21 protein-coding genes are annotated in these 22,699 nt (G+C 72.7%); 16 read left to right on the top strand and 5 right to left on the bottom strand.

The annotated features are described in order from the left end of the window. Positions 1-71 precede the first annotated feature (71 nt). From IEZ31_RS06680 to IEZ31_RS06690, 3 genes are all read right to left on the bottom strand, one after another. Positions 72-1,016: an AAA family ATPase gene (locus tag IEZ31_RS06680; RefSeq protein WP_229834383.1), complete on the bottom strand. Its 945-nt coding sequence runs from the start codon at positions 1,014-1,016 to the stop codon at positions 72-74. Positions 1,017-1,067: 51 nt separating this feature from the next. Continuing rightward, the gene (locus IEZ31_RS06685) at positions 1,068-3,656 is read right to left on the bottom strand and encodes a fibronectin type III domain-containing protein (RefSeq protein ID WP_190248847.1); all 2,589 of its coding nucleotides are present in this window, start codon (positions 3,654-3,656) and stop codon (positions 1,068-1,070) included. Positions 3,657-3,763: 107 nt separating this feature from the next. After that, a complete protein-coding gene (locus IEZ31_RS06690) occupies positions 3,764-5,182 on the bottom strand; it encodes a fibronectin type III domain-containing protein (RefSeq protein WP_190248848.1) in 1,419 nt (472 codons plus the stop codon). Positions 5,183-5,253: 71 nt separating this feature from the next. On the opposite strand from IEZ31_RS06690, the gene IEZ31_RS06695 reads away from it, so the two are divergent. Further along, complete coding sequence (locus IEZ31_RS06695) at positions 5,254-5,985, top strand: TetR/AcrR family transcriptional regulator (RefSeq protein WP_190248849.1); 732 nt, start codon at positions 5,254-5,256, stop codon at positions 5,983-5,985. Between the two features lie 375 nt (positions 5,986-6,360). On the opposite strand, the gene IEZ31_RS06700 is transcribed toward IEZ31_RS06695, so the two are convergent. Together IEZ31_RS06700 and IEZ31_RS06705 are read right to left on the bottom strand one after the other, a co-directional pair. Then, positions 6,361-7,281, bottom strand: coding sequence for an AraC family transcriptional regulator (locus IEZ31_RS06700; RefSeq protein ID WP_229834332.1), 921 nt, complete (start codon positions 7,279-7,281; stop codon positions 6,361-6,363). Between the two features lie 52 nt (positions 7,282-7,333). Continuing rightward, entirely contained in the window at positions 7,334-7,789 is a 456-nt protein-coding gene (locus IEZ31_RS06705; protein ID WP_190248850.1) for a hemerythrin domain-containing protein, read from the bottom strand. Between the two features lie 144 nt (positions 7,790-7,933). Here IEZ31_RS06705 and IEZ31_RS06710 point away from each other — a divergent pair, with 144 nt between their 5' ends. The 15 genes from IEZ31_RS06710 to IEZ31_RS06775 all read left to right on the top strand — a co-directional run bounded on the left by IEZ31_RS06710 (position 7,934) and on the right by IEZ31_RS06775 (position 22,696). Continuing rightward, positions 7,934-8,284: an aldolase/citrate lyase family protein gene (locus IEZ31_RS06710; protein ID WP_268241654.1), complete on the top strand. Its 351-nt coding sequence runs from the start codon at positions 7,934-7,936 to the stop codon at positions 8,282-8,284. Between the two features lie 374 nt (positions 8,285-8,658). Continuing rightward, entirely contained in the window at positions 8,659-11,424 is a 2,766-nt protein-coding gene (locus tag IEZ31_RS06715; RefSeq protein WP_190248852.1) for a sensor histidine kinase, read from the top strand. A 30-nt stretch (positions 11,425-11,454) separates the two neighbouring features. Continuing rightward, entirely contained in the window at positions 11,455-11,850 is a 396-nt protein-coding gene (locus IEZ31_RS06720; RefSeq protein WP_190248853.1) for a roadblock/LC7 domain-containing protein, read from the top strand. Beyond that, positions 11,847-12,425 carry a GTP-binding protein gene (locus IEZ31_RS06725; RefSeq protein WP_190248854.1) on the top strand — a complete coding sequence of 193 codons (579 nt, stop codon included), beginning with the start codon at positions 11,847-11,849 and terminating at the stop codon, positions 12,423-12,425. The genes IEZ31_RS06720 and IEZ31_RS06725 overlap by 4 nt, the downstream gene beginning before the upstream one ends. A 43-nt stretch (positions 12,426-12,468) precedes the next feature. Beyond that, on the top strand, positions 12,469-13,665 hold the full coding sequence (locus IEZ31_RS06730; protein WP_190248855.1) for an ABC transporter substrate-binding protein: 1,197 nt from the start codon (positions 12,469-12,471) through the stop codon (positions 13,663-13,665). A gap of 5 nt (positions 13,666-13,670) precedes the next feature. Continuing rightward, positions 13,671-14,540, top strand: coding sequence for a branched-chain amino acid ABC transporter permease (locus IEZ31_RS56125; RefSeq protein ID WP_229834339.1), 870 nt, complete (start codon positions 13,671-13,673; stop codon positions 14,538-14,540). Further along, positions 14,537-15,475 carry a branched-chain amino acid ABC transporter permease gene (locus IEZ31_RS56130; protein WP_229834341.1) on the top strand — a complete coding sequence of 313 codons (939 nt, stop codon included), beginning with the start codon at positions 14,537-14,539 and terminating at the stop codon, positions 15,473-15,475. The genes IEZ31_RS56125 and IEZ31_RS56130 overlap by 4 nt, the downstream gene beginning before the upstream one ends. Further along, entirely contained in the window at positions 15,472-16,194 is a 723-nt protein-coding gene (locus IEZ31_RS06740; RefSeq protein WP_190248856.1) for an ABC transporter ATP-binding protein, read from the top strand. Before IEZ31_RS56130 ends, IEZ31_RS06740 begins: the two co-directional genes overlap by 4 nt. Further along, on the top strand, positions 16,191-16,892 hold the full coding sequence (locus IEZ31_RS06745) for an ABC transporter ATP-binding protein (protein WP_190248857.1): 702 nt from the start codon (positions 16,191-16,193) through the stop codon (positions 16,890-16,892). Before IEZ31_RS06740 ends, IEZ31_RS06745 begins: the two co-directional genes overlap by 4 nt. Positions 16,893-17,897: 1,005 nt before the next feature. After that, a complete protein-coding gene (locus tag IEZ31_RS06750; protein ID WP_190248858.1) occupies positions 17,898-19,097 on the top strand; it encodes a cytochrome P450 in 1,200 nt (399 codons plus the stop codon). A 196-nt stretch (positions 19,098-19,293) separates the two neighbouring features. Next, positions 19,294-19,998 carry an energy-coupling factor ABC transporter permease gene (locus IEZ31_RS06755; RefSeq protein WP_190248859.1) on the top strand — a complete coding sequence of 235 codons (705 nt, stop codon included), beginning with the start codon at positions 19,294-19,296 and terminating at the stop codon, positions 19,996-19,998. Then, positions 19,995-20,327 (top strand): PDGLE domain-containing protein, encoded by a 333-nt coding sequence (locus IEZ31_RS06760; protein ID WP_190248860.1) that lies wholly within the window; start codon positions 19,995-19,997, stop codon positions 20,325-20,327. The genes IEZ31_RS06755 and IEZ31_RS06760 overlap by 4 nt, the downstream gene beginning before the upstream one ends. Before the next feature lies 1 nt (position 20,328). After that, positions 20,329-21,093, top strand: coding sequence for a cobalt ECF transporter T component CbiQ (gene cbiQ, locus IEZ31_RS06765; RefSeq protein WP_190248861.1), 765 nt, complete (start codon positions 20,329-20,331; stop codon positions 21,091-21,093). After that, on the top strand, positions 21,090-21,866 hold the full coding sequence (locus IEZ31_RS06770) for an energy-coupling factor ABC transporter ATP-binding protein (RefSeq protein WP_190248862.1): 777 nt from the start codon (positions 21,090-21,092) through the stop codon (positions 21,864-21,866). Before cbiQ ends, IEZ31_RS06770 begins: the two co-directional genes overlap by 4 nt. Beyond that, positions 21,863-22,696, top strand: coding sequence for a helix-turn-helix domain-containing protein (locus IEZ31_RS06775; RefSeq protein WP_190248863.1), 834 nt, complete (start codon positions 21,863-21,865; stop codon positions 22,694-22,696). The genes IEZ31_RS06770 and IEZ31_RS06775 overlap by 4 nt, the downstream gene beginning before the upstream one ends. Positions 22,697-22,699 lie beyond the last annotated feature (3 nt).

The following is a 22,699-nucleotide window of genomic DNA, read 5'->3' on the forward strand; positions in this document are numbered from 1 at the left end:
GCGCCTTTCGCTTCGGTGCGGGCGCCTGAGCTCCACCCTGTGCTCATGCTGAGCGGCCTCCTGCGCTGCGCTCAGGCCGCGACGGGGGCCGGGACCGGCACGGCGTCGAGGATCTCGCGCACCACGTCGCCGGGGGCGACACCGCGGACCTGCGCGTCCGGCGACAGCACCAGCCGGTGCGCGAACACCGGCTCGGCCAGCACCTTGAGGTCCTCGGGCACCACGTAGCCACGGCCGTCGGTGAGCGCGTAGGCGCACGCGGCCCGGGTCAGCGCGATGACGCCGCGCGGGCTGACCCCGATGCGCACCCGCGGGTGGCTCCGGGTGGCGTTGGCCAGGCGGACCGCGTAGCCGTACAGCGGGTCGGCGACGTGCACCCGCCGCGCGAGGGCGACCAGCTGGGCCACGACCTGCGTGTCGGTGACCGGCGGCAGCGCCTCGGGGGAGCGGCTCACCGCGCCGCGCAGCACCTCGATCTCGACGGCCTCGCTCGGGTAGCCCACGGCGAGCTTCATGAGGAACCGGTCGAGCTGGGCCTCGGGCAGCCGGTAGGTGCCGTCCATCTCGATCGGGTTCTGCGTGGCGACCACCAGGAACGGGCGGGGCACGCCGTGCCGGACGCCGTCGACGGTGACCGTGCGCTCCTCCATGACCTCCAGCAGCGCCGACTGGGTCTTCGGCGACGCCCGGTTGATCTCGTCGGCGATGACGATGTTGGCGAAGACCGGGCCCGGGTGGAACTCGAACCCGCGGGTCGCCTGGTTGAAGATCGTCACGCCGGTGACGTCGGACGGCAGCAGGTCGGGCGTGAACTGGATGCGCCGCCACTGCCCCTGCACGCTGGCCGCCATGGCCCGCGCGAGGGTGGTCTTGCCGACGCCGGGCACGTCCTCCAGCAGGACGTGCCCCTCGGCGAGCAGCGCGGTCATCGTCAGCCGGACCACGAGCGGCTTGCCGAGCACGATCGACTCGACGTTGCGCGCGAGCCGGCCGACCAGGCCGGCCGCGGCCGCGATCTCCTCGGTGCCGGGCGGGTCAGTGGGCGTTTCGGGGGTCACGGTGCTCCATCAACATTGCTTCAACGGTCCGGTGCCGTTGGGGAGATTGAACCAGGCGTAGGGGATGTAGTTCTCCCCCTGGAACTGGATCTTGATCCAGACGGTGCTCTTGCGCCCGCCCCACGGCTCGGCGTTGATGGTCGTGCCCGTGTTGACCTGGCAGATCGCGACATAGCTGTCGGGCGCGTAGACGTCGCCGACGGAGGAGCCGTTCTGCGACGGCGTGCGATACACCCAGATGCCGCCGTTCGGCGCGCCCCGGCCGCAGTAGCTCGTGTCGCCGCAGATCACCGTGCCGCGGTAGGTCGGCGTGGTGAGCGAGCCGGTGCCGCTGGCCGTCATGCCGGCCGCGTTGGTGATCGTCACGGTGTAGCTGTAGGCGGTCGCCGGCCACAGCCCGTTCATCGTCATGGACCCGGCGCACGCGCCCTCGATCGCGCCGGCCCCGGCCACGTCGAGCCGGCACGTGGCCGGCGCCCCGCCGCCGTCGGTCGCGGTGAACCGCACCGTGATCGAGTTGAGCGCGGCGCTGCTGTTGGCCGTGTCGACGGTCATCTTCGGCTGGGCGAGCGTGTCGGCCGCGCCGGTCGCCACCGCGCCCGGGCCGGCCTTGTTGACCGCCCGCAGCTGGATCGTGACGTGCTCGGCGTCCTTGAAACCGGCGAACTCGTGGCTGAGCGCCGTGTCGAGCGTCTGCTTCTGCCCGTTGACCGTCGCCTCGTAGCCGGTGATCGGGGCGCCGTTGTCCTGCGGCGCCCGCCAGGCCGCGACGACCGTGCCGCGCTTGGTCGCGACCGCCTTCACGGTCAGCCCGCCCGGCGCGGACGGCTTGTTGAACGGCACCACCGACGGGCTCAGCGGCGACTGGGTCGAGCTGGCGCCGATGTCGTTGACCGAGGCGACCCGGAACGCGACCTGCGTCCCGTACGGCAGCTCGCCCGCCGGCACGGTCAGCGTCGGCTGGCCGGTCTCGAACGTCTTGCCCTCGCCGGTCGACACGCTCGTCACCACGTAACGCGCGATCTTGTGCCCCTGCCCGTTCGCCGCCGGCCAGGTGACCGTGACGGTGCCGTCGGGGTTGGCGGTGGCGGCGACGCTCACCGGCGGGTCGGGGACCTCGGACGTCGGGGTCACCGGGTTGGCCTGCCGCTTCGGCCCGGCGCCCTTCGCGTTGACCGCGTGCACCGAGAACTTGTACGACTGGCCGTTGGTCAGGCCGGTGACGTCGAGGGAGCGCACGGTGGCGCCGACCTCGTGGGTCTTGCCGTCGCCCTCGACCACGTACTTCGTGATCGCGCTCCCGTTGGCCGGCGCCGCCGTCCACACCACCCGGGCCTGCGCGTTGCCGGCCGTCGCGGTGACCCGCGGCGGGGCGCCGGGCGGGCCGACCGGCGGCTTGGCCGGGGGCGGCGGCGGGGGAGCCGGCGGTGCCTCGCCGCCGACGACGTCCTTCGCATACTTGTCCACGGTGCGCACGTGGTGCCGCTCGTCGACGACCCGGGCGGTCGAGCCGCCGGGCGCGTTGATGAACATCCGATTCTCCCGGACCTCCAGCTCCAGCGGCTTCCCGCCGGCCTCGATCCGGATCGGGTCGAGCGCCTTGCCCTGCCCGTCGAGCACGTAGACCGTGCCGGTCGAGTCGTCGGCGCAGTAGAACCGGCTCGACCAGGCCACGCACGGCTGCAGCTGAGGGCTCTCACCGGGCACCGCGAAGTCGGCGACCCGGTCGCCGTTCACCACGTAGACATGGCGGTCGTCGACGACCGTGACGGGCACGTCGTTGCCGACCGTGCGCTGCGGCATCGCGCCCGGGCCGCCGAGGCGCAGCGGCACCTTCCGGACCGCATCGCCGCGCAGCGTGGTCAGCGTGGTCGAGGTCTTGTCGAGCACGGCCACGCCGGTGTCGAGGATGGACAGTGCGAGGTCGTGGCTGGGGTCGGCGACGCCGACGGTCTTGACGATGCCCGGGCTGCCCCCGGTGCCGCCGCCCTGGCCGCCCTGGGCGCTCGCGCTCGCGGCCGGCTTGCGCGCCGCCGGCTTCACCGCGACGACCGTGCCCTCCGACGGCACGAGCAACCAGAGCCGCCCGCTGTCGTCGAACGCGCCGCCGGAGATCCCGGGCGGGAAGCTCAGCGTCTCGCCGACGGGCAGCAGCGTCGCCGGGTCGAGCTGGCGGACCAGGCCCTGCACGGCGTCGACGATGAACGCCACGTCCTCGTGCACGGCGACCGTCACGCCGAGCCCCGGCGTCGACTGGGTCGTCGCGCCGAGCGTCAGGCTGGACAGGTCGAGCACGCTGATCTTGCCGGTGTTGAGGTCCCGCAGGATCACGAAGCGGTCGCTCTGGCTCACCTGCATCGTGTGGCCCTGGGCGTCGGTGATCTTCGTGCGGGTGTCGACCTTGCCGGTCACGCCGTTGACCCGGGCGACCTCGCCCTTGTCGCCGCTCCACAGCCAGGAGCTGACGTCGAAGCTGGCCACGGCGTTGTTCGCCGCCCCGGTGCCGAACAGCGTGAGTCCCAGGACGACCACGAGGCCGACGACCGTGCTGAGCGTCACCAGCCCGCCGCTCTTGCGCGAACGCAGGCTCAACCTCATCTCCGGCCCCCTCCCCGAAACCGGCGCCCATCATATTCCCGTCGATGCCTCGGCACACGCGGGGTGTGCGGTGCGTGCATCGGCCGACACGGTGGGTGTCAGATTCTTCAGGCTCTGTTTGTACACGCCAGGTCTGACAGTTCGACGCTGTCCGTGCTGTAGACCGCGGCGACGGTGAAGCAGTAGTCGAGCTTCGGATTCAGTCCGTTGATCGTGTACGTCGTCGATCCGGCCGGCATGACCTGCAGTTGACGCAGCGCGCCCTCCTGGCCGCCGGCCACGATGAACGGCACGGTGCCCGCCGATGGATCGATCCAGGTCAGTGTGATGGCGGTACGGTCGTCGCGCAGCCTCAGCTGTGTCGGCGCCCTGGGGTTGCCGGTGGGTCCGCCGCCCTGCGAGGGCGCCGGTCCGGAGGTGGCCGTCGCCAGTGGCGGAGCGGCCTGGTCCGTTCCTCCGGGCCGTGCGACGACGAACGCCACGACGGCCGCCGCGGCCCCGCCGACGAGGGCGACGAGGGCGATCACGAGCAGCGCCGTGACCGGCGAGCGCCGCTTCGGCTCCCAGTCGGTGACGTCGGCCGGCTCCTGCTCGGCCCACGGCGGCGCCGAGGCCGGCGGCCCGGAGGCCGGCGGCGCCGAGGCCGGCGGCCCGGAGGCCGGCGGCGCCGAGGCCGGCGGCGCCGAGGCCGGCGGCGCCGAGGCCGGGTAGCCGGTCGTCCCGTAGGGCAACGCCTCCGCCGACGGCAACGACCCGTGGGCCGGCGGCGTGGACACGGGCGGCGGCCCGTACAGGGGCGGCGTGGAGACAGGCGGCGGCCCGTACGACGGCGGCGCACTGAACGCCGCCGGGACCGATACGGGTGGAGTCGATGCCGGTGGAATCGACACCGGCGGCACCGAGATCGGCGGCACCGAGACCGGCGGTGGCCCGTAGGCCGGAGGGCCCGACGGCTGCATCTCGGGCCACGGCGAATGCGGCTCGAACACCGGCCGATCCTCGGCCGGCCAGATCTGCGGCCCGGCGGCCCTGGGCGGCGACACCGGGTCGAACGGCGCCGGCGCCGTCGTGTGCGGCACGTGCACCGGCGGCGCCTGCTCGGCCAGCCCGAGATACCGCCGAGCCGCCCGCACACTCGGATGGTCGTCCCCGAGCGCCTGCGGCCCCAGCCGGACCAGTTGCCCGTAGCGCCGCTTCGCCTCGAAGACGTTGCCGAGCTCGTCGGCGATGCGGGCCAGCTCGTACGCCAGCCCGAGCATGACCTCGTGCCCGTCGCCGAGCCGCTGGTAACCGGCGGCGAGGCTCTCCTCCAGCACCCGCCGGGCGTCGGCGAGCTCGCCGAGGTCGGCGTGGAACTTCGCGAGCAGCCCGGTCGCCGCCAGCACCTCCGGATCGTCGGTGCCGAGCTGGGCGCCGGCCCGGTCGACAGCCTCGTCGAGCAGCGCGAACGCGCCCCGCGTGTCGCCCTGCGCGGCCACCGCCCGCGCACCCTGCACGGCGGAGGCGAGTCGGGCGGTCGTGGACACGCCGATACTCTGCCCTGTCCCGAGCCCCGGGCGCCACCCCGCGGCTTGCCCGCACGATCGATACTTGTCAGATGGCGAACGAACAGCTTGCCCCGCTGCCCGGCGCGCGCGAAGGACGCGATCCCTCCCGGGCCATCAAGCGGGGCCCGAGCCGGGTGCCGCCCGAGGTCGTCGCGGCCAACCAGCGCGACCGGCTGTTCGACGCGCTCGTGCACACGGTGGCCCAGAAGGGGTACGCCAACGCGACCGTCAGCGACATCTGCCGGGCGGCCGGCGTGACCCGCCCGGCGTTCTACGCGCTCTTCGCCGGCAAGGACGACGCCCTCATCGCGACCTACCGCCACGGCACCGACCTGCTGCTCAAGCTCATGGAGGACGCGTACCGCGCGGAGCCCGACTGGCGCGACGGCGCCCGCTCCGCGCTGCGGGTGCTGTTGCAGGTGCTCGCCGAGCTGCCCGCCTTCGCGACCACGGCGGTCGTCGAGATCGACGCCGCCGGTCCGCTGGCGAGGGAGGAGCGCGCCCAACTGCTGCGCCGCTTCGACCGCTTCTTCGCCGACGCGCCCCGCGCCGCGGACCTGCCGATGCCGGAGGAGCTGGTGGAGACGATCGTCGGCGGCATCTACGCGACGATCTACCGCTACGTGGCGAGCGGTCGCGTGGACCAGCTCCCCGGCCTGCTCCCGACGCTGTCGTACTTCACGCTCGTCCCCTTCGTCGGCCGCGAGGAGGCGGCGCTGGAACTCGACGACGCCCCGCCCCAGGGCCAGGCCCGCCCGAGCGGCTGCCCAATCACCCCCTGACCGCCCGCCCAGCCCCCGTCGCCGCGCGATCTTGGGGTTGTGGTACCGGGAATATCCGATATGGGCGACAAATCCGGGACCACAACCCCAAGATCGCGGGCGGTGGCGTCGGCGGACGCGGCGCGGTGGCGGCGGCGCGGTGGCGGCGGCGGACGCGGTGGCGGCGGACGCGGTGGCGGCGGCGCGGTGGCGGACGCGGCTCGGCGGCGGCGGAGGCGCGGGGCGGGCGCGGCACGGCGCGGGGCGGGCGGCAGGCGCGGGGCGGGCGCGGCACGGCGCGGGGCGGGCGCGGCACGGCGCGGGGCGGGCGGCGCGCGGCGGGCGGCAGGCGCGGGGCGGGCGCGCGCGGCGCGCGGTTGGTCGGTGGGAGCGGAGTCAGGCGGAGCGTGGAGTCAGCCGGCCCGGCAGCGCCGAGCGCTGATGCGGCACCCGCGGCGCGGGGGAGCGGCGCAGCGCCGCGCGGAACGCCCCCGGCGACTGCCCCGTCTCGCGGGCGAAGAAGCGCCCGAAGTTCGTCGGCTCGTCGAAGCCCAGCCGCCGCCCGACGTCGGCGACCGGATCCTCGCCCGTGGCCAGCAGCCGCTTCGCCTCCAGCGCGATCCGCTCGTCGATGAGCTGCTTCGCGCTGCGGCCGGTGACCGCCAGGCTGGCCCGGGTCAGCGTGCGGACCGAGCAGCGCAGCGCGTCCGCGTACTCCTCGACGCGCCGATGCGTGACGTCCCGCTCCAGCTCGGCCCGCAGCAGCCCGAGGAGCAGCGCCGCCGGACCGGCCGGCGGAGGCGGTGCGAGGGCCGCGATACGCATCAGCAGTACCGCCATCGAATGCGCGAGCAGCGCCGTGCCCAGCCGGGTCCCGCCGTATCGCGCCTGGTCCACGCCGATCTGGGCGATCTCGGCGACGATCGCCTCCTCGTCCTCGCCGGCCGGCTGCCAGCAGGTCGCCGCGAACGGGTCGGCCACCAGGTCCCGCAGCCCGTCGATCTCCGGCATCGTCGGCAGGATGCCGGGGGAGAACGCGAGCACGGTGGCGTCGAAGCCGGTCTGCCCGCCGAACTGGTGCACCTGGCCGGGCCGGCCCCACAGCAGGGTGCCGGGCCGGCACGCGTACGTCACGAAGTCGAGCGTGTGCGTGCCCTGCCCGGCGGTGACGAGCATGACGACGTGGTCCTCGGTGCGCTGCGGCATCCGGTCCACGGGGAGGTCGCTCAGCCGCGCGGCGGCGACCGGACCGGCGAGTGGCTGCACTGCAGCGACCGCCGCGCCCGGGGGCTGGGTGCGCGGGCCCGAACTGACCATGACCAGCCCGACTGTACCGAAGCAGGGCCAGTCGGCAAGCCGGGCGAGCCGGTCACTGACGCAGGCCGAGACCGGCCACCTCCAGCTCCCGCAGCCGGACCTCCTCGAAGGCCGCGCCCAGCTCGTCGAGCCGCTCGGCCGACAGCGCCTCCTGCAGCGCCGGCAGCATCTGGGACTCCTCCTCCTCGACGTGGTGCCGGACCGCCTCGATGAAGTCCTCCAGCCGGTCCTCGAAGTCGGGTCCCTCGGGCGACATCCGCTGCAGGTCGTGCAGCATCCGCTCGGCCTGGTGGTGCTCGCCGGCGCCGTGATGGGCCTCCTCCTGCTCGCCGATCTCGGCCAGCACGGGGTACACCCGCTCCTCCTCGGCGTGGCTGTGCGCCGTGAGCCGGGCGGCGCACTCGTCGAGCAGCTGCTGGCGATCGCCGGTGCCGGAGCGCAGCTTGTCGAAGAGCCGCTCCATGATCCGGTGGTCCTTCACGATCAGCGTGACGGCGTCGGTTGCCATAACCCCTCCCGAAACGTTGCCAGTGACCTCTACGGTCGCGCGTACCCGGGGCCAAGCGGGGCCAAACGGGCGAATGAGACGAGCCAACTGCGCGGCTCGGCGTGCGGGGAGCGCTCTCCACCCCGATGATCGACCCATGCGGTCCTGGCGCACACCCCCGGCGACCGGCCCGGCGAGACGGCGGCCGCCGTGCTCGCCGCGGCCGGGCTCGCCCGGGCGCCCCGGGTCGCCGGCCTGCAGCTGGGCGAGGCGGCGCTCGCCGCCGAGATAGGCATCGAGCCAAGTGCTGGCGAGCGCGAGCTGTTGTGGATAAGATCGATGGTTGTCGTCGCGAGGTCTGCCGCCGGAATCGCCGCGCCGGTGGCGGGCGCGTGCGCCGGCGGCGCCGACCTCCGGACGTCGACCGAACGACTGCGCCGGATGGGTTTCGGAGGCCGGGCCTGCGCTGGTGAACACCAGGCGGCCGGGGTCGGCGAAATCTTTGCGAACGCATAGACATTGTCGCCCGAACATATTGCCGAATGGCAATTGATCACACTATGCATTGTCGACAATGCTTAGTGTAACTATTTCGAGCACGTAACTTCTGCGTCACGCGGAGGTTTCAGACCGCGGCGAACTAACCCCCGAATCCCACCAGAAGCAGCCGTTAGGGTCCGTACGTCTTCCGGAATCCGAGGCGAACGGATGAGTGAGAAAGAGGCGATCGTCGCTGGGTGGCGTACGTCGGTATTGACACGGATCGGCCGACCTGTGATTGTGCTCAACGTCGATGCGCAGAGTGGGAAGATTGAGCGCCGATCGCGCTGCCTCCCGCTCGTCTGCGCTTGACCTGCATTGTCAACCTCGGATGCTTGCGGGGACTTTTCGTGACCCAAAGCCAGAGTGCGCTGCCCGTGCCCGCCCAACGGCAGGGCCGCGACCCTCGGCAGATCGAGCGCCGACCGACCCGGCACAACCGCCACGACCAGCCGGTGCCCGGCGGTGGCGGGGGACGCGGGCAGCGCGCGGGCCGCCGGATCATCGACCAGCTGCGCCTCATCGTCGCCGTGCCGCTCGTCGCCGTCGTGGTGTTCGCCGGCATCGCCCTCATCACCACTGTCCAGCAGGTGAACCGGAGCCGGAGCCTGCAGAACCTCGCCTCCCTCGCCTCGGAGGCGGGTGGCCTCGCCCATGCGCTCCAGCGTGAGCGGGCCGCGGCGGTGAACGTGGTGCTGAACAACTCGCCCCAGCAGATCGACGCCTTCAACCAGCAGGCGATGCTGACCGACGACACCGCCCGCAGCTATGCGGAGAAGCGCGGCTCGGTCACCGGCAACGACCTGCTCAACCGCATCGACAGCAGCCTCGCGTCGCTCATCAAGGTCCGCGAGCAGGTGCGGAACAAGGACGCGAAGGTCACCGTCTCCGGTCTGGCCTTCACCTACCGCATCCTCGTCGCCGACCTGCTCACCTACCGCGAGTCCGTGGCCCGCTCCGGCGCGCCGACCGACCTCGCCGACGAGATCCGCGCCGCCGCGGCGCTCTCCCGGGCCGCCGAGTCGCTCGGCCAGCAGCAGGTCGCGGTGCTCCGCGCCCTCGCCGCGGGCGGGCTGACCCCCGCGCTCCAGGTGGAGATCACCGCGACGCGCACGAGCTTCACCGAGGCCTCGGTGTCGTTCAACCAGCTCGCGCCGGCCGAGTGGCGGACCTGGTACGAGCAGGCCAGCACCGGTGACCAGGTCGTCGCCGCGCAGCGCTTCCAGGACCAGGTCGCCCGCACCGCGGCCGGACAGCCGATCGCCCTCGACTCGGTCGGCTGGATCAACGCGATGTCCGGCTGGTCGGGCCTGCTCTACCAGGTGGAGCAGAAGGCCGACGACGCGGTCGTCGCCGCCGTGGCCGAGCTGCGCGACGACCAGATGACCCAGGCCGCCATCCAGATCGCCGCTGTGGCCGCCGTGCTGCTCATCGCGATCATCCTGACCGGTATGGTCGCCCGGCGCATCACGCGGCGCCTGCGGTACCTGCACGACGCCGCCCGCACCGTCGCCTTCGAGCAGCTGCCGGCGGTCGTCTCCGAGCTGCGGGCCGCCGCGCCCGGCACGGTCGACCCGGACGAGGTCGCCGACCGCGCCTCGGCCACGCTGACCGTGGGCGGCGCCGACGAGGTCGCCGACGTGGCCAACGCCTTCCGCGCGGTCCACCGCGAGGCGGTCCGGATCGCCGGTGAGCAGGCCGTCATGCGGTCCAACGTCGCCGAGATCTTCGTCCACCTGTCCCGCCGCGAGCAACGACTGGTCGACGCGGTGCTGGCCCAGGTCGACCGGGTCGAGCGGGACGAGACCGACCCCGACCGGCTGCAACAGCTGTACCAACTGGACCACCTCGCCACCCGGATGGCCCGGATCAACCTGAGCCTCCTGGTGCTGGGCGGCTCCGGGGCCGCCCGCGTCCGGCGCGAGGACGCGCCGCTCGGCAAGGTCCTCCAGGCGGCAATCTCACAGATCGAGCACTACGTCCGGGTCCGCTTCGGCAGCATCGACGACGACGTCGCCGTGGTCGCCGAGGCGGTCGACGAGATCGTGCACCTCCTGGCCGAGCTGCTGGACAACGCGACCGGCTACTCCCCGCCGGAGTCGGAGGTCTGGGTCACCGCCCGGGGGCTCGGCGACCGGGTCATCATCCAGATCGTCGACTCCGGCGTCGGCCTGGCGCCGGCCCGTCGCGAGCAGCTCAACGACCTGCTGGCCGAGCCGCCGGCGATCGACATCGCCGCGGTCCGCGCCATGGGTCTCACCGTGGTCGGGCACATCGCCGCGCGGTACAACATCCTCGTCCAGCTCCGTCCCGGCCAGCACACCGGCACGCTCGCCGAGGTGACCATCCCCAGCACGGTGTTCCGCCCGATCATGGCGTCGGAGCGGCAGCCGCAGCTGGCCCCGGTGGGCGCCGGCTCCGGCGGCCAGGGCGCGCCGCCGCGCCCGGCCAACGACCTGTTCACGCCGCAGACCCAGCAGCAGCCGGCGGTCGCGTCGCCGGAGAGCAGCCTCTTCTCGGTTCCCACGCAGGAGCTCCGCGCGGTGCCGCACGCACCGTCGATGCCGGCGGCGCCGCAGGCATACCAGCCGCAGGCGTACCAACCGCCGATCGCGATGCCGGCGGGGCCCGTGTCCCCGCCGCCGCCACCCGCGTCGCCGCCGCCGCCCGGCCCGGGCGCGTGGCCCCCGTTGCCGCCGCCCGACGTGCCGGCCGTGCTCGCCGCGGTCGCCGACGAGTCGATCGAGCTGCCCATCTTCAAGTCGGTCAACGGGTGGTTCCGGGTCGAGTCCTCGTCGCCGCCGCCGCCGGTGTCGGCGCCGGTGGCCGCGGTGGAGACCACGTTCGCCGAGCCGGTGAACTGGGAGACCAGCGCCGACGTCGGCTGGCGGGCGGCCCAGCAGGCCGCGACCCCGCAGGTCAGCTCCACCACCTCGTCCGGCCTGCCGGTCCGGTCGGCGGGGCGGCACCTCGTGCCCGGCGCCGCCGAGCCGACTCCGGCTGAGCGTGCGGCCGCCACCGGCAGCGGTGCGCCGCGCCGCGACCCCACCAAGGTCGCCGCTGCGATGTCTGCTTACGCCCGCGGTGTGGCCAACCGCCGTACCTCGGCGAACTGAACCACGTGAGGAAACGAGAGGACCACTTCTGTGACCGACCCGAGGGATCTCGGTTGGCTGCTGGACAGTTTTGCGAGCCGCACGCCTGACGTCGCCCACGCGCTGGCGATCTCGACGGACGGACTCGTGCTGGCCCATACCCGGGCGCTGCCCCGCGACCGGGCCGACCAGCTCGCCGCCACCGGCAGCGGCCTTGTCGCGCTGCTCGCCGGCGCGGCCCGGTTCTTCGAGGCCGGTAGCGTGATCTCGAACGTGACGCAGCTCGACGGCGGCTTCATGTTCTGCATGGCGTTCAGCGACGGCGCCTCGCTGCTCGTGCTCGCCTCGCCGAACGCCGACGTCGGCAAGGTCTCCTACGAGATGACCGAGCTCGCGAACCGCATCGGCGACGCGCTGACTCCGGCCGTGCGGGGACCGTCGTTGTGACCGAGCCAGCGCATCGCGGCCGTCCCACCGCAGTCAAGATCATCATTGCGGGTGGCTTCGGCGCGGGTAAGACCACGCTCGTCGGCGCGATCTCCGAGATCCCGCCGGTCACCACCGAAGCGCTGATGACCACCGCCAGCATGGCGCACGACGACGCGTCGCTCGTGCCCGACAAGGGCAGCACCACGGTCGCCATGGACTTCGGTCGCATCACGCTCTACCAGGACCTGGTGCTGTACCTCTTCGGCACCCCGGGTCAGAAGCGGTTCTGGTTCATGTGGGACGAGCTGTGCCGCGGCGCCATCGGCGCCGTGGTCATCGCCGACACCCGCCGGCTCGCGGACTGCTTCGGGGCCATCGACTTCTTCGAGAACCGGCGGCTGCCCTACGTCATCGCGGTGAACAACTTCGAGGGGGCGCCGCGCTACCACCTCGAGGACATCCGGGAAGCGCTGGCCATCCATCGCAGCGTGCCCATGCTCGACGCCGACGTGCGCTCCCGGGCGTCGGCGAAGGAGATTCTCGTGACCGTCACCGAACACGCACTGGCGCTGCGCACCGGCGTGCGCCGGTAGCACGTCAGCTCAGCCACGAAGAATGCACATCAAGAGGAGACCCATGTCCCTGCACGGACGCTGGACCAGAGCGGTCAGCGCAATCCTGGCGACCGGCCTGCTGCTCGCCGCGGCCGGCTGCGCCAAAGACGAGGAGTCGGGGAGCAACGGCACGGCCTCGACCCTGAAGATCGGCTTCCTCGGCTCGCTCAGTGGCACCTACCAGGCGGTCGGCACCGACCTGAAGAAGGGCTTCGAGCTCTACCTCAAGATGCACGACGGCAAGCTCGGCGGCCACCCGATCGACCTGAAGATCGCCGACGAGGGCGACGGCGCGGACACCGCGGTGCCCGCCGCAACGAAGCTCATCAAGGACGAGAAGGTCCTCGCGCTGACGGGCATCGTCGGCGGTGGCTCGGTGGCCGGTGTCGTGAAGCTGCTCGACGAGGCGAAGGTGCCGCTCATCGGCTCCAACGGCCGCCCCGAGCTCAAGGACCAGACGCAGCACGTGTGGACGACGAGCTTCATGTCGACGGACCCCGGACAGTCGATCGCGCAGTTCATCAAGGACAAGGTCAACGGCCCGGTCTTCGCGATCGGCCCGAACTACCAGGGTGGCCACGACGAGGTCGGCGGCTTCACCACCGAGTTCGCCAAGATCGGCGGCAAGCTGGCCAACCCGAACGGCGAGACGCTGTGGACGCCGTTCCCGACGACCACCAACTTCCTGCCGTACCTGTCGCAGGTCAAGGCGGCCAACGCGAAGGCCGTCTACACCTTCTACGCCGGCAAGGCCGCGATCGACTTCGTGAAGCAGTACAAGCAGTCCGACGCGAAGGACATCCCGCTGTACGGCGCGTTCCTCACCGAGGGCTCGGTGCTGCAGGCCGAGGGTGACGCGGCCATGGGCGTCTTCACCGTCTGCAACTACTCGCCCGACCTCGACAACGAGGAGAACCGCAAGTTCGTCGCCGCCTGGCAGCAGTCCTACCCGGACGCGACCCCGACCACGTACGCGATGGCGTCGTACGACGCGGCGGCCGTGCTCGACCGGGCCATCGCGGCGGCCGGCGACAACGTCACCTCGGAGACGATCAACGAGCAGGTCGGCAAGCTGGGCCAGATCTCCAGCCCGCGCGGCCAGTGGCAGTTCGGCAAGAACCACGCGCCGATCCAGAAGTGGTACCTGCGTGAGGTCCGCAGCGACGGCCGGGCCATCGCGAACGTGCTGGTGCAGGACCTCGCGACGGTTGGTGCCTAGCTCAGTTGGACGCATACCTGATCCCGGCGGTCGACGGCGTGGCGTACGGCTTGTTGCTGTTCGTCGTCGCCGCCGGGCTCACCCTGGCCTTCGGCGTGGGTGACGTGCTCAATCTCGCGCACGGGACGCTGTTCGTGTTCGGTGCGTACGCCGCCGCCAAGGTCAGCGACGGCAGCTGGCTCTCGCTCGCACTCGCGGTGCTCGTCGGCACCGCGGCCGCGGGAGCCGGAGGCGTCGTGCTCTCCCTGATGCTCGCCCCGATCTCCGGCCGCGGCCACCTCGCGCAGGCGCTGCTCACGTTCGGCGTCGCGCTGGTCGTCGGCCGGCTGCTCGTCCTCGCCTTCGGGCCGGACGACCTGCCCGTGGTCGTCCCGAAGTCGATCGACCGGGCGGTGGACTTCGCCGGGCACAGTTACCCGGGGTACCGGCTGGCCTTCATCGGCGTCGCGGCGCTCATCGCGGTCGTGCTGTGGCTCGTGGTGACCCGGACCCGCGCGGGCAGCTTCGTCCGCGCGACCGTCGACGACCGTGACATGGTCGCCACCCTCGGTGTCAACCCGGCCGCGGTGCGCATCAGCGTCCTGGCCGCGGGCGGCGCGCTCGCCGGGCTGGCCGGCGCCCTCGGCGCCCCGATCATCGGCCCCGGCCCGCGCACCGCCGACCTGGTGCTGCTGCTGTCGCTCGTGGTCGTCGTCCTCGGCGGCATGGGCTCGATCGGCGGCGCCTTCCTCGCCGCGATCGCCGTCGGCGAGATCCAAACCATCGGCGCGGCGAACGCCGACTTCCAGATCTTCCAGCCGTTCGCGATGTTCGGTGCGATGGCGATCGTGCTGGCCATCCGGGCGAGCGGCCTGTTGCAACGGCGGACCGCATGAACCGCAAGGTGCTTCGTGCGTCGGGGATCGCGGCGGTACCGCTGGTCCTCGCGCTGCTGGTGTCGTTCGCCTGGACGCTGACCGACTACGCGCAGGTGACCATCGCCAAGGTTCTCATCATCGCCCTGCTCGCGGTCTCCGTGGCCCTGCTCACCGGCACCGCCGGACTGCCGACGCTCGGCCAGACCGCCCCGTACCTCGTCGGCGCCTACACGGCGGCCAACCTGGTCGACGCGGACATGGACATCGCGGCCGTGCAGCTGCTGGCGGCGGCCGGCGCCGGCGCGCTGTTCGCGCTGATCACCGCCCCGATCGTGGTCTACGCCCGGGGCGTCGTGGTACTCATGATCACGCTCGCCCTCGGCGAGCTGACGTACACCCTGGCCGGCCAGTGGAAGGCGATCACCGGCGGCACGGACGGCAAGCTCGCCTTCGCCCGCCCGTACCCGCTGCCCGGCCTCAGCAAGTTCGACTCCGACGCCGACGTGTACCTCTACGTCCTCATCGTGGTGGCCATCCTGGTCGGCGTCGTCCTGCTCGTGCTGCGGTCCCCCGCCGGCACCCTGCTGCGGGCGACCCGCGACGACGACGCCCGGATGCGCGCCAGCGGCCACCCCGTCGCCGGCTACCTCACCGCCGCGTACGTCGGCGCCGGCGCCCTCGCCGGAGCGGCCGGCTCGCTCGTCGTCACCGTCGACCAGTTCGTGTCGCCGGGCACCGGCGGGTTCGAGGTGTCGGCGCTGATCCTGCTGGCGGTGACCATCGGCGGCGCGACGTCGATGCTCGGCGCCGTCGTCGGCGCGGCCCTCGTGGTGCTGACCCGTGACTGGCTGGGCAGCTACTGGCCCGGCAACGCTCCGCTCCTGCTGGGCGTGCTGTTCATCCTGTGCGTGTACCTCCTGCCGCGCGGCCTGCTGGGAAGGCGGAACGCATGAGCTCGGAGTTGTTGTCCGTGCACGGATTGGGCCGGCGTTACGGCGACCTCACCGCGCTCGACGACGTCAGCCTGCGGCTGGAGCCGGGCGAGCGCCGGGCCCTCATCGGCCCCAACGGCGCCGGCAAGAGCACCCTGCTCAACCTGGTCGCCGGCGGCCTGCGCCCGACGGCCGGGAAGATCCACTTCGGCGGCCGCGACGTGACGTCCCTCGGCGCGGCCCGCCGGGCCCGGCTCGGCGTCGGCCGCACGCACCAGCACCCGGCCGTCTGGTCCAGCCTGTCGGCGCTCGACAACGTCCTGGTCGCCGGCCGCCGCCCGTGGGGCCGCCTGCGCCCCGGCGGCCGCGACCGCGCCCGGGAACTGCTCGCTTCGGTCGGCCTCGACGCCGTGGCCGGCACCCACGCCGGCGCACTGTCGCACGGCCAGCGCCGCCAGCTGGAGCTGGCCGTGGCCCTGGCCGGCGAGCCGCGCCTGCTGCTGCTCGACGAGCCGGCCGCCGGCCTGGCCCCGCCGGAGGTCGAGCTGCTGGCCGGCCTGCTCGCCGCCCTGCCGGGCACGGTCGCGATCCTGCTCGTCGAGCACCACCTCGACCTCGTCTACGGCTTCGCGGACCGGGTGACCGTCCTGCACTCCGGCAGGCACGTCCACACCGGCACGGTCCCCGAGATCCGCGCCTCGCCCGAGGTCGCCGCCGCCTACGCGGGAGTCGCCCCATGACGCTCACGGTCTCCGGCCTGCACGCCGGCTACGGCGGCGGCACCGTCCTGCACGGCGTCGACCTCCAGGTCGAGGAGGGCACCGCCCTCGCCGTCCTCGGCCGCAACGGCGCCGGCAAGACGACGCTGGTCCACACGATCGCCGGCCTCCTGCGCGCCCGGCAGGGCACCGTGGTCCTCGACGACACCAACCTGACCGGCCGCCCGGCCCATAAGGTCGCGCGGGCGGGCGTAGGGTTGGTGCCGCAGGGCCGCCGGGTGTTCGCCAGCCTGACCGTCGCCGAGCACCTGCAGCTGTCCCGCCGCTCCGGCGAGTGGACGGTGCCGAAGGTGCTGGAGCTGCTGCCCCGGCTCGGCGAGCGCCTGCGCAACAAGGGCAACCAGCTCTCCGGCGGCGAAGCCCAGATGCTGGCCATCGCCCGCGCGCTGCTCACCCAGCCCCGCCTCCTGCTGCTCGACGAGCCCTGCGAGGGCCTGGCGGTGGAGCTGGCCGCCCGCGTCCGCGCTGTGGTCGCCGAGCTCTCCCGGGGCGGCCTGACGGTCCTGCTGGTGGAGCAGCAGCCGGAGCACGCGCTGGCCGTGGCCGACCACGTAGCCCTGCTGTCCGACGGCCGCGTGGTGGCCACGCACACGGCCGACGAGCTGCGCGCCGCCCCGCACCTGACCGACCAGGTCCTGAGCGTGACGACCCACGCCTGACCCCGGCCCGCCTGACCCCCGCCTCCCGGCTCCGCAACCGTCCGTTGCGGCTCGACCCATTCCGTAGACGTCGGTCGATCTACCCTCGAAACGATCACCATTCCTGAGGGTGGATCGACCAACGTCTACCCGAAGATGGCGGGACGGTGGGGCATGCCGGCCTGCCCGCGCCTGCTTGCCCGCGCCTGCCCCCGCGCCTGTCCGTGCCCGTCCGTGCCTGTCCGCGCCTGTCCGCGCCTCCCTGATCCGTGCGGCGCCGCCAGGGGGCGCACCGTAGACGTCGGTCGATCTACCCTCGAAACGATCACCATTCCTGAGGGTGGATCGACCAACGTCTACCCAGAGATGGCGAGGCGGTGCGGCATGCCGGCCTGTCGCGCCTGCCCCCGTGTCTCTCCGTGCCTGCCCGCACCCGTCCGCGACGGCCCGCACCCGTCCGCGACGGCCCGCACCCGTCCGCGACCGCCCGCGCTGTCCGCGACCGCCCGCGCTGTCCGCGACCGCCCGCACCCGTCCGCGACCGTCCGCGCCCGTCCGCGACCGCCCGCACCCGTCCGCGACCGTCCGCGCCCGTCCGCGCCTGCCTGATCCGCGCGGCGCCGCCAGGGGGCACACCGTAGACGTTGGTCGATCTACCCTCGAAACGATCACGAATACCGAGGGTAGATCGACCAACGTCTACGGCTCAGTCAACGCTCCAGGCGCGGCGCAGCTCAGGATGGCGCAGCCCCAGGCGGCACCGGTCGAGCTTGCCATGATCGCGGAAGTCTTGTCTGTCACGGGCGACCGGAAACTTCCGCGATCATGCAGGGTGCCCAATGCGTGCACCGCACGACGCCGAGCTCTGCCCCCGTAGCGCTCCTCGCGCACAGACGTTGGTCGATCCACCCTCGCGCCGACCGCCATTTCTGAGGGTAGATCGACCAACGTCTGTGCAACGCTTCCAGCCGTCACGCAGCGCGATCGGGGCGCCATAGATCGTGAAACTTCGATAGGTTGCCGAACATGGCCAACCTCTCGTATCCGTTGCCCAACGCCCCGACGCTGTACGCGCCGCTGCCCGAGCTGTCCGACATCCAGCGCGACCAGGCCGTCGCGCAGGTCGAGGCGGCCGACGGCAGTGTCGCGTACGTCGTCACGCGCTACCAGGATGTCCGCACCGTTCTCGTCGACCCGCGGTTCAGCCGGGCCGAGGCGGCCAAGCTCCAGGACGGCGCCGCCGAGTTCGGCCTCGGTGACCTCTCCAGCGAGTCCATTGTCGCCATGGACCCGCCCGAGCACACCCGCCTGCGCAGGCTCGTCGCCCGGGCCTTCACCGCCCGGCGCGTCGAGGAGCTGCGGCCGCGCGCCGCGGCCATCGTCGACCGGCTCATCGACGAGCTGGAGACCAGGCGGCGGCCCGTCGACCTGGTCGAGCACTTCTCGCTGGCGCTGCCGGTGCAGGTTATCTGCGAGCTGCTGGGAGTGCCCGCCGGGGACCGCGACCGCTTCCACGGCTGGTCCGACGCGCTCATGAGCGGCCCCGGCGCCGACCCGCGGGTCACCGGCGCCGCGCTGCGGGCGATGGGGGAGTACTTCGGCGGACTCGTCCACGCCAAGCGCGCCCAGCCCGCCGACGACCTCATGACGGCGCTCATCGCCGCGCGCGACGAGCAGGACAAGCTGACCGAGAAGGAGCTGGTGACGCTCAGCCTCGGCATCCTCATCGGCGGCCACGAGACGACCGCGAACCAGATCAACATGATCCTGCTGACCCTGCGCCGGTTCCCGGAGGAGGACGAGCGGCTGCGGGCCGACCCGTCGCTCATCCCGGGCGCGGTGGAGGAGCTGATGCGGTTCGTGCAGCTCGGCGACGGCGCGACCTCGCTGCCGCGGGTCGCGACCGAGGACGTGGTGCTCAGCGGGGTCGCGATCCCGAAGGGCTCGATCGTCCTGCCGGCCATCGCGACCGCGAACCGCGACCCGCGCAACACCGATGCGCCCGAGCGCCTCGACGTGGCCCGGCCCGACGTGTCGCACCTGAGCTTCGGCGCCGGCGTGCACCACTGCCTCGGCGCGCAGCTGGCCCGGATGGAGCTGCAGGAGGCGCTGCGCGGGCTGTTCACCCGGCTGCCCGGCCTGCGGGTCGCGGTGCCGGACGAGGAGCTCCGGTTCAAGCAGGGCATGATCGTGCGCTCGGTGGAGGCCCTACCGGTCCTGTGGTGATCCACTCCGCAAGAGCGACAGCGACGTGACCCAGTCCGCAAGAGCGACAGCGACGTGACCCAGTCCGCAAGAGCGACAGCGGACTGATCCACTCCGCAAGAGCGACAGCAGAGTGATCCACTTCGCAAGCGCGACGCTGTTGCAACCTCTTGGCAACAACGTAACCCCGGCAATAGGCTGCGCGCGGGAGGAACTCATGCCAGCAGTAGCCATGCACATCTCGAACGGGATCATCGACAACCCGATCGCGCTGCTCTTCGCCGGGGTTGCGCTCGCGGGGCTCGTCCTGTGCTTCGTGATGGGCCGCCGCGAGCTCGACGACCGCCTCGTGCCGATGGCCGGGCTCGTCGCCGCGTTCATCTTCGCGGTCCAGATGCTGAACTTCCAGGTCCTGCCCGGGGTCAGCGGGCACCTGCTCGGCGGCACGCTCGCCGTCATGCTCGTCGGTCCGTACCTCGGCGCCATCTGCGTCGCGATCGTGCTCATCGTCCAGGCGCTGGTCCTCAGCGACGGCGGCGTCACCGCCCTCGGGCTGAACATCACCAACATGGCGCTGATCGGCGCCGCCGCCGGCTACCTGCTCGTCGCCCTGCTGCTGCGGGTCCTGCCCCGCACGACCTGGGCGCTGACGGCCACCGCGGTGGTCTCGTCGGTCGTGTCGGTCACGGTCGCCTCGCTGGGCTTCGTCCTGGAGTACGCGCTGGGCGGCGCGACCGACGTCGGCCGCTCCATCGGCGGGATCGCCGCCGCGATGGCCGGCGTCCACCTGCTCATCGGACTCGGCGAGGGCATCATCACCGCGATCACCGTGACGTACGTGGCCAAGGTCCGCCCGGACCTGGTCTACGCCGTGCGGAACCTTCAGCGTCCGGCCGGCACCCCGCAGGAGGTCACGGCATGAAGAAGTCGACCTGGTTCATCCTGAGCGGTCTGCTCGGCGCGCTGCTGCTGGCCGGCGTCGTGAGCAACTTCGCCTCCGGCCACCCCGACGGCCTCGACTCGGTCGCCCGCGAGGGCTGCACTTTCGACGACCAGGACCAGATCACCGGCGGCAACTGCATGGCGCAGGCCGAGACCGACAACCAGACCAAGGACAGCCCGCTCGCCGGCTACTCCGTGAAGGGCATCTCCAACGAGTTCCTCTCCACCGGCCTGTCCGGCGTGATCGGCGTGCTGCTGACGTTCGGTGTCGGCGCGGGCGCGTTCTGGCTCCTCAAAAAGAAAGCCTGAGATGGGCGCCGGCCACAGCCACGCGCTGTTCGTGCACCGGCACTCGCCGGTGCACGACCTGCCGCCCGAGGTGAAGATCACCGCGAGCGTCCTGTTCACCGTTGCCGTCGTGGCCACGCCCCGCGAGGCGATCTGGGCGTTCGGCCTCTACCTGCTGGTGGTCGTGGCGGTGGCGCTGGTCGCCCGGATCGGCCTGGGCTGGCTGGCGCTGCGCTCGCTCATCGAGCTGCCGTTCATCCTGCTCGCGTTCGCCCTGCCATTCCTCGGTACCGGAGAAAAGGTCCATTTCCTGGGCCTCAGCCTCTCCGAGGACGGACTGTACGGCGCCTGGAACATCCTCGCGAAGGGCACCCTCGGCGTCTTCTCGTCGCTGCTGCTCGCCGCCACCACCAGCCCCCGTGACCTGCTGCTGGGCCTGGACCGGTTGCGCTGCCCGCAGCTGGTGACCCAGATCGCGACGTTCATGCTGCGGTACCTCGACGTCCTGGCCGAGGAGGCGCGGCGCATGCGCATCGCCCAGCGCTCCCGCGGGTACGACCCGCGGTTCCTCTGGCAGATCAAGGGCTTCGCCACCGGCATCGGTGCCCTGTTCCTGCGGACGTTCGAGCGCGGCGAGCGCGTCTACCTCGCGATGGTCTCCCGCGGCTACGAGGGCCGCATCCCGCTGGCGATCGCCGGCACCGGCGCGACGGCCGGCCAGTGGGCGGCGGCGGCCGGCGTCCCGCTCGTGGCGGCGGCGATCGCGACGGTAGCGTTGCTGCGGTGACGACCCCCAGCCTCGACACTCCCAGCCTCGAGGTCCGTGACCTGCGGTTCGCCTACCCCGACGGGCACGTCGCCCTGCGCGGCGTCGACCTGACCGTCCCGCCGGGCGAGCGGGTCGCCGTGCTCGGCCCGAACGGCGCCGGCAAGACCACGCTCGTGCTGCACCTCAACGGCATCCTCCACGCGACCGGGGTGGCCGGCTCGGGCGGCACGGTGACGGTCGCCGGCCTGACCGTCGACCCCCGGGACCGGGCCTGCCTCAAGGAGATCCGCCGCCGGGTCGGGATCGTCTTCCAGGACCCCGACGACCAGCTGTTCATGCCGACCGTGGGGGAGGACGTGGCGTTCGGCCCGGCCAACCTCGGCCTGCGCGGCGACGAGCTGGCCGCGCGGGTCGACGAGGCGCTCGCCGCGGTCGGCATGAGCGAGCACCGCGACCGCGCGCCGCACCACCTGTCGTTCGGTCAGCGCCGCCGGGTCGCGGTGGCCACCGTGCTCGCGATGCGGCCCGAGATCCTCGTGCTCGACGAGCCGTCGTCGAACCTCGACCCGGCGAGCCGCCGCGAGCTGGCCGGCATCCTGCGCGAGCTGCCGGTGACGGTGCTCATGGTGACCCACGACCTGCCGTACGCCCTGGAGCTCTGCCCCCGCTCGGTGATCCTCGACGACGGCCGGATCGCGGCCGACGGCCCGACCCGCGAGCTGCTCGCCGACGCCGACCTGCTGGCCGGGCACCGCCTGGAGCTCCCGTTCGGGTATACCGTCGCCATATGAGCGAGTCGGCGTCGTGGACCAGGGTTCACGACGGCTGCTTCGAGCTGGACCTGCTCACCGCCAGCTACCGCCGGCACGCGTTCACCCGGCACAGCCACGCCACGTTCGCGATCGGCGTCGTGGTGCGCGGCGAGGAGCAGTTCCACTACCGCGGCGAGCTGCGCCGCGCGGGCGTCGGCAGCCTGGCCATCCTGGAGCCCGAGGAGCCGCACGACGGGATGGCCGCCGCGGCCGAGGGCTGGACCTACCGGGTGCTGTACCCGAGCGAGGCCATGCTGCTCGAGCACCGGCCGGTGCGTCCGTCGTTCCCCGAACCGGTCGTGTACGACGCTCATGCGGTACACCTGCTGCAAACGGCGCACGAGGAGCTCACCGCGGGCGTGGACCCCCTCGCCGCCCACTCGAAGCTGGCCTGGGCGTTCGAGGCGATCGTCGCGCGGCACGGCAGGGGCCCCGTCGGCGCGCCTCCGCTGAAGGCGTCCGACGCGGCCGCCACCCGCAAGGTCGCCGAGATCCGCGACCGGCTCATGGCCGACCTGCGCTGCGCGCCGAGCCTGCGGGAGCTGGCGGCGGGGGTCGAGCTGTCGCCGTATCACATGCTGCGCGTCTTCCGCGACGCCACCGGCTTCCCGCCGCACACCTGGCTGGTGCTGGAGCGGGTCTGCCGGGCCCGCCACCTGCTCGCGGCCGGCCTGACCCCGGCCGAGGTGGGCAGCGCCGTCGGCTTCGCCGACCAGGCCCACCTCACGCGCTGGTTCAAGCGGGTGACGGGGGTCACTCCGGCGGCATTCCGCAACAGCGTTCAAGACCCGGTGCGCCGCCCCGCGTGATGC

The sequence above is a fragment of the Dactylosporangium sucinum genome (genome assembly GCF_014647515.1).
GTDB lineage: Bacteria > Actinomycetota > Actinomycetes > Mycobacteriales > Micromonosporaceae > Dactylosporangium > Dactylosporangium sucinum.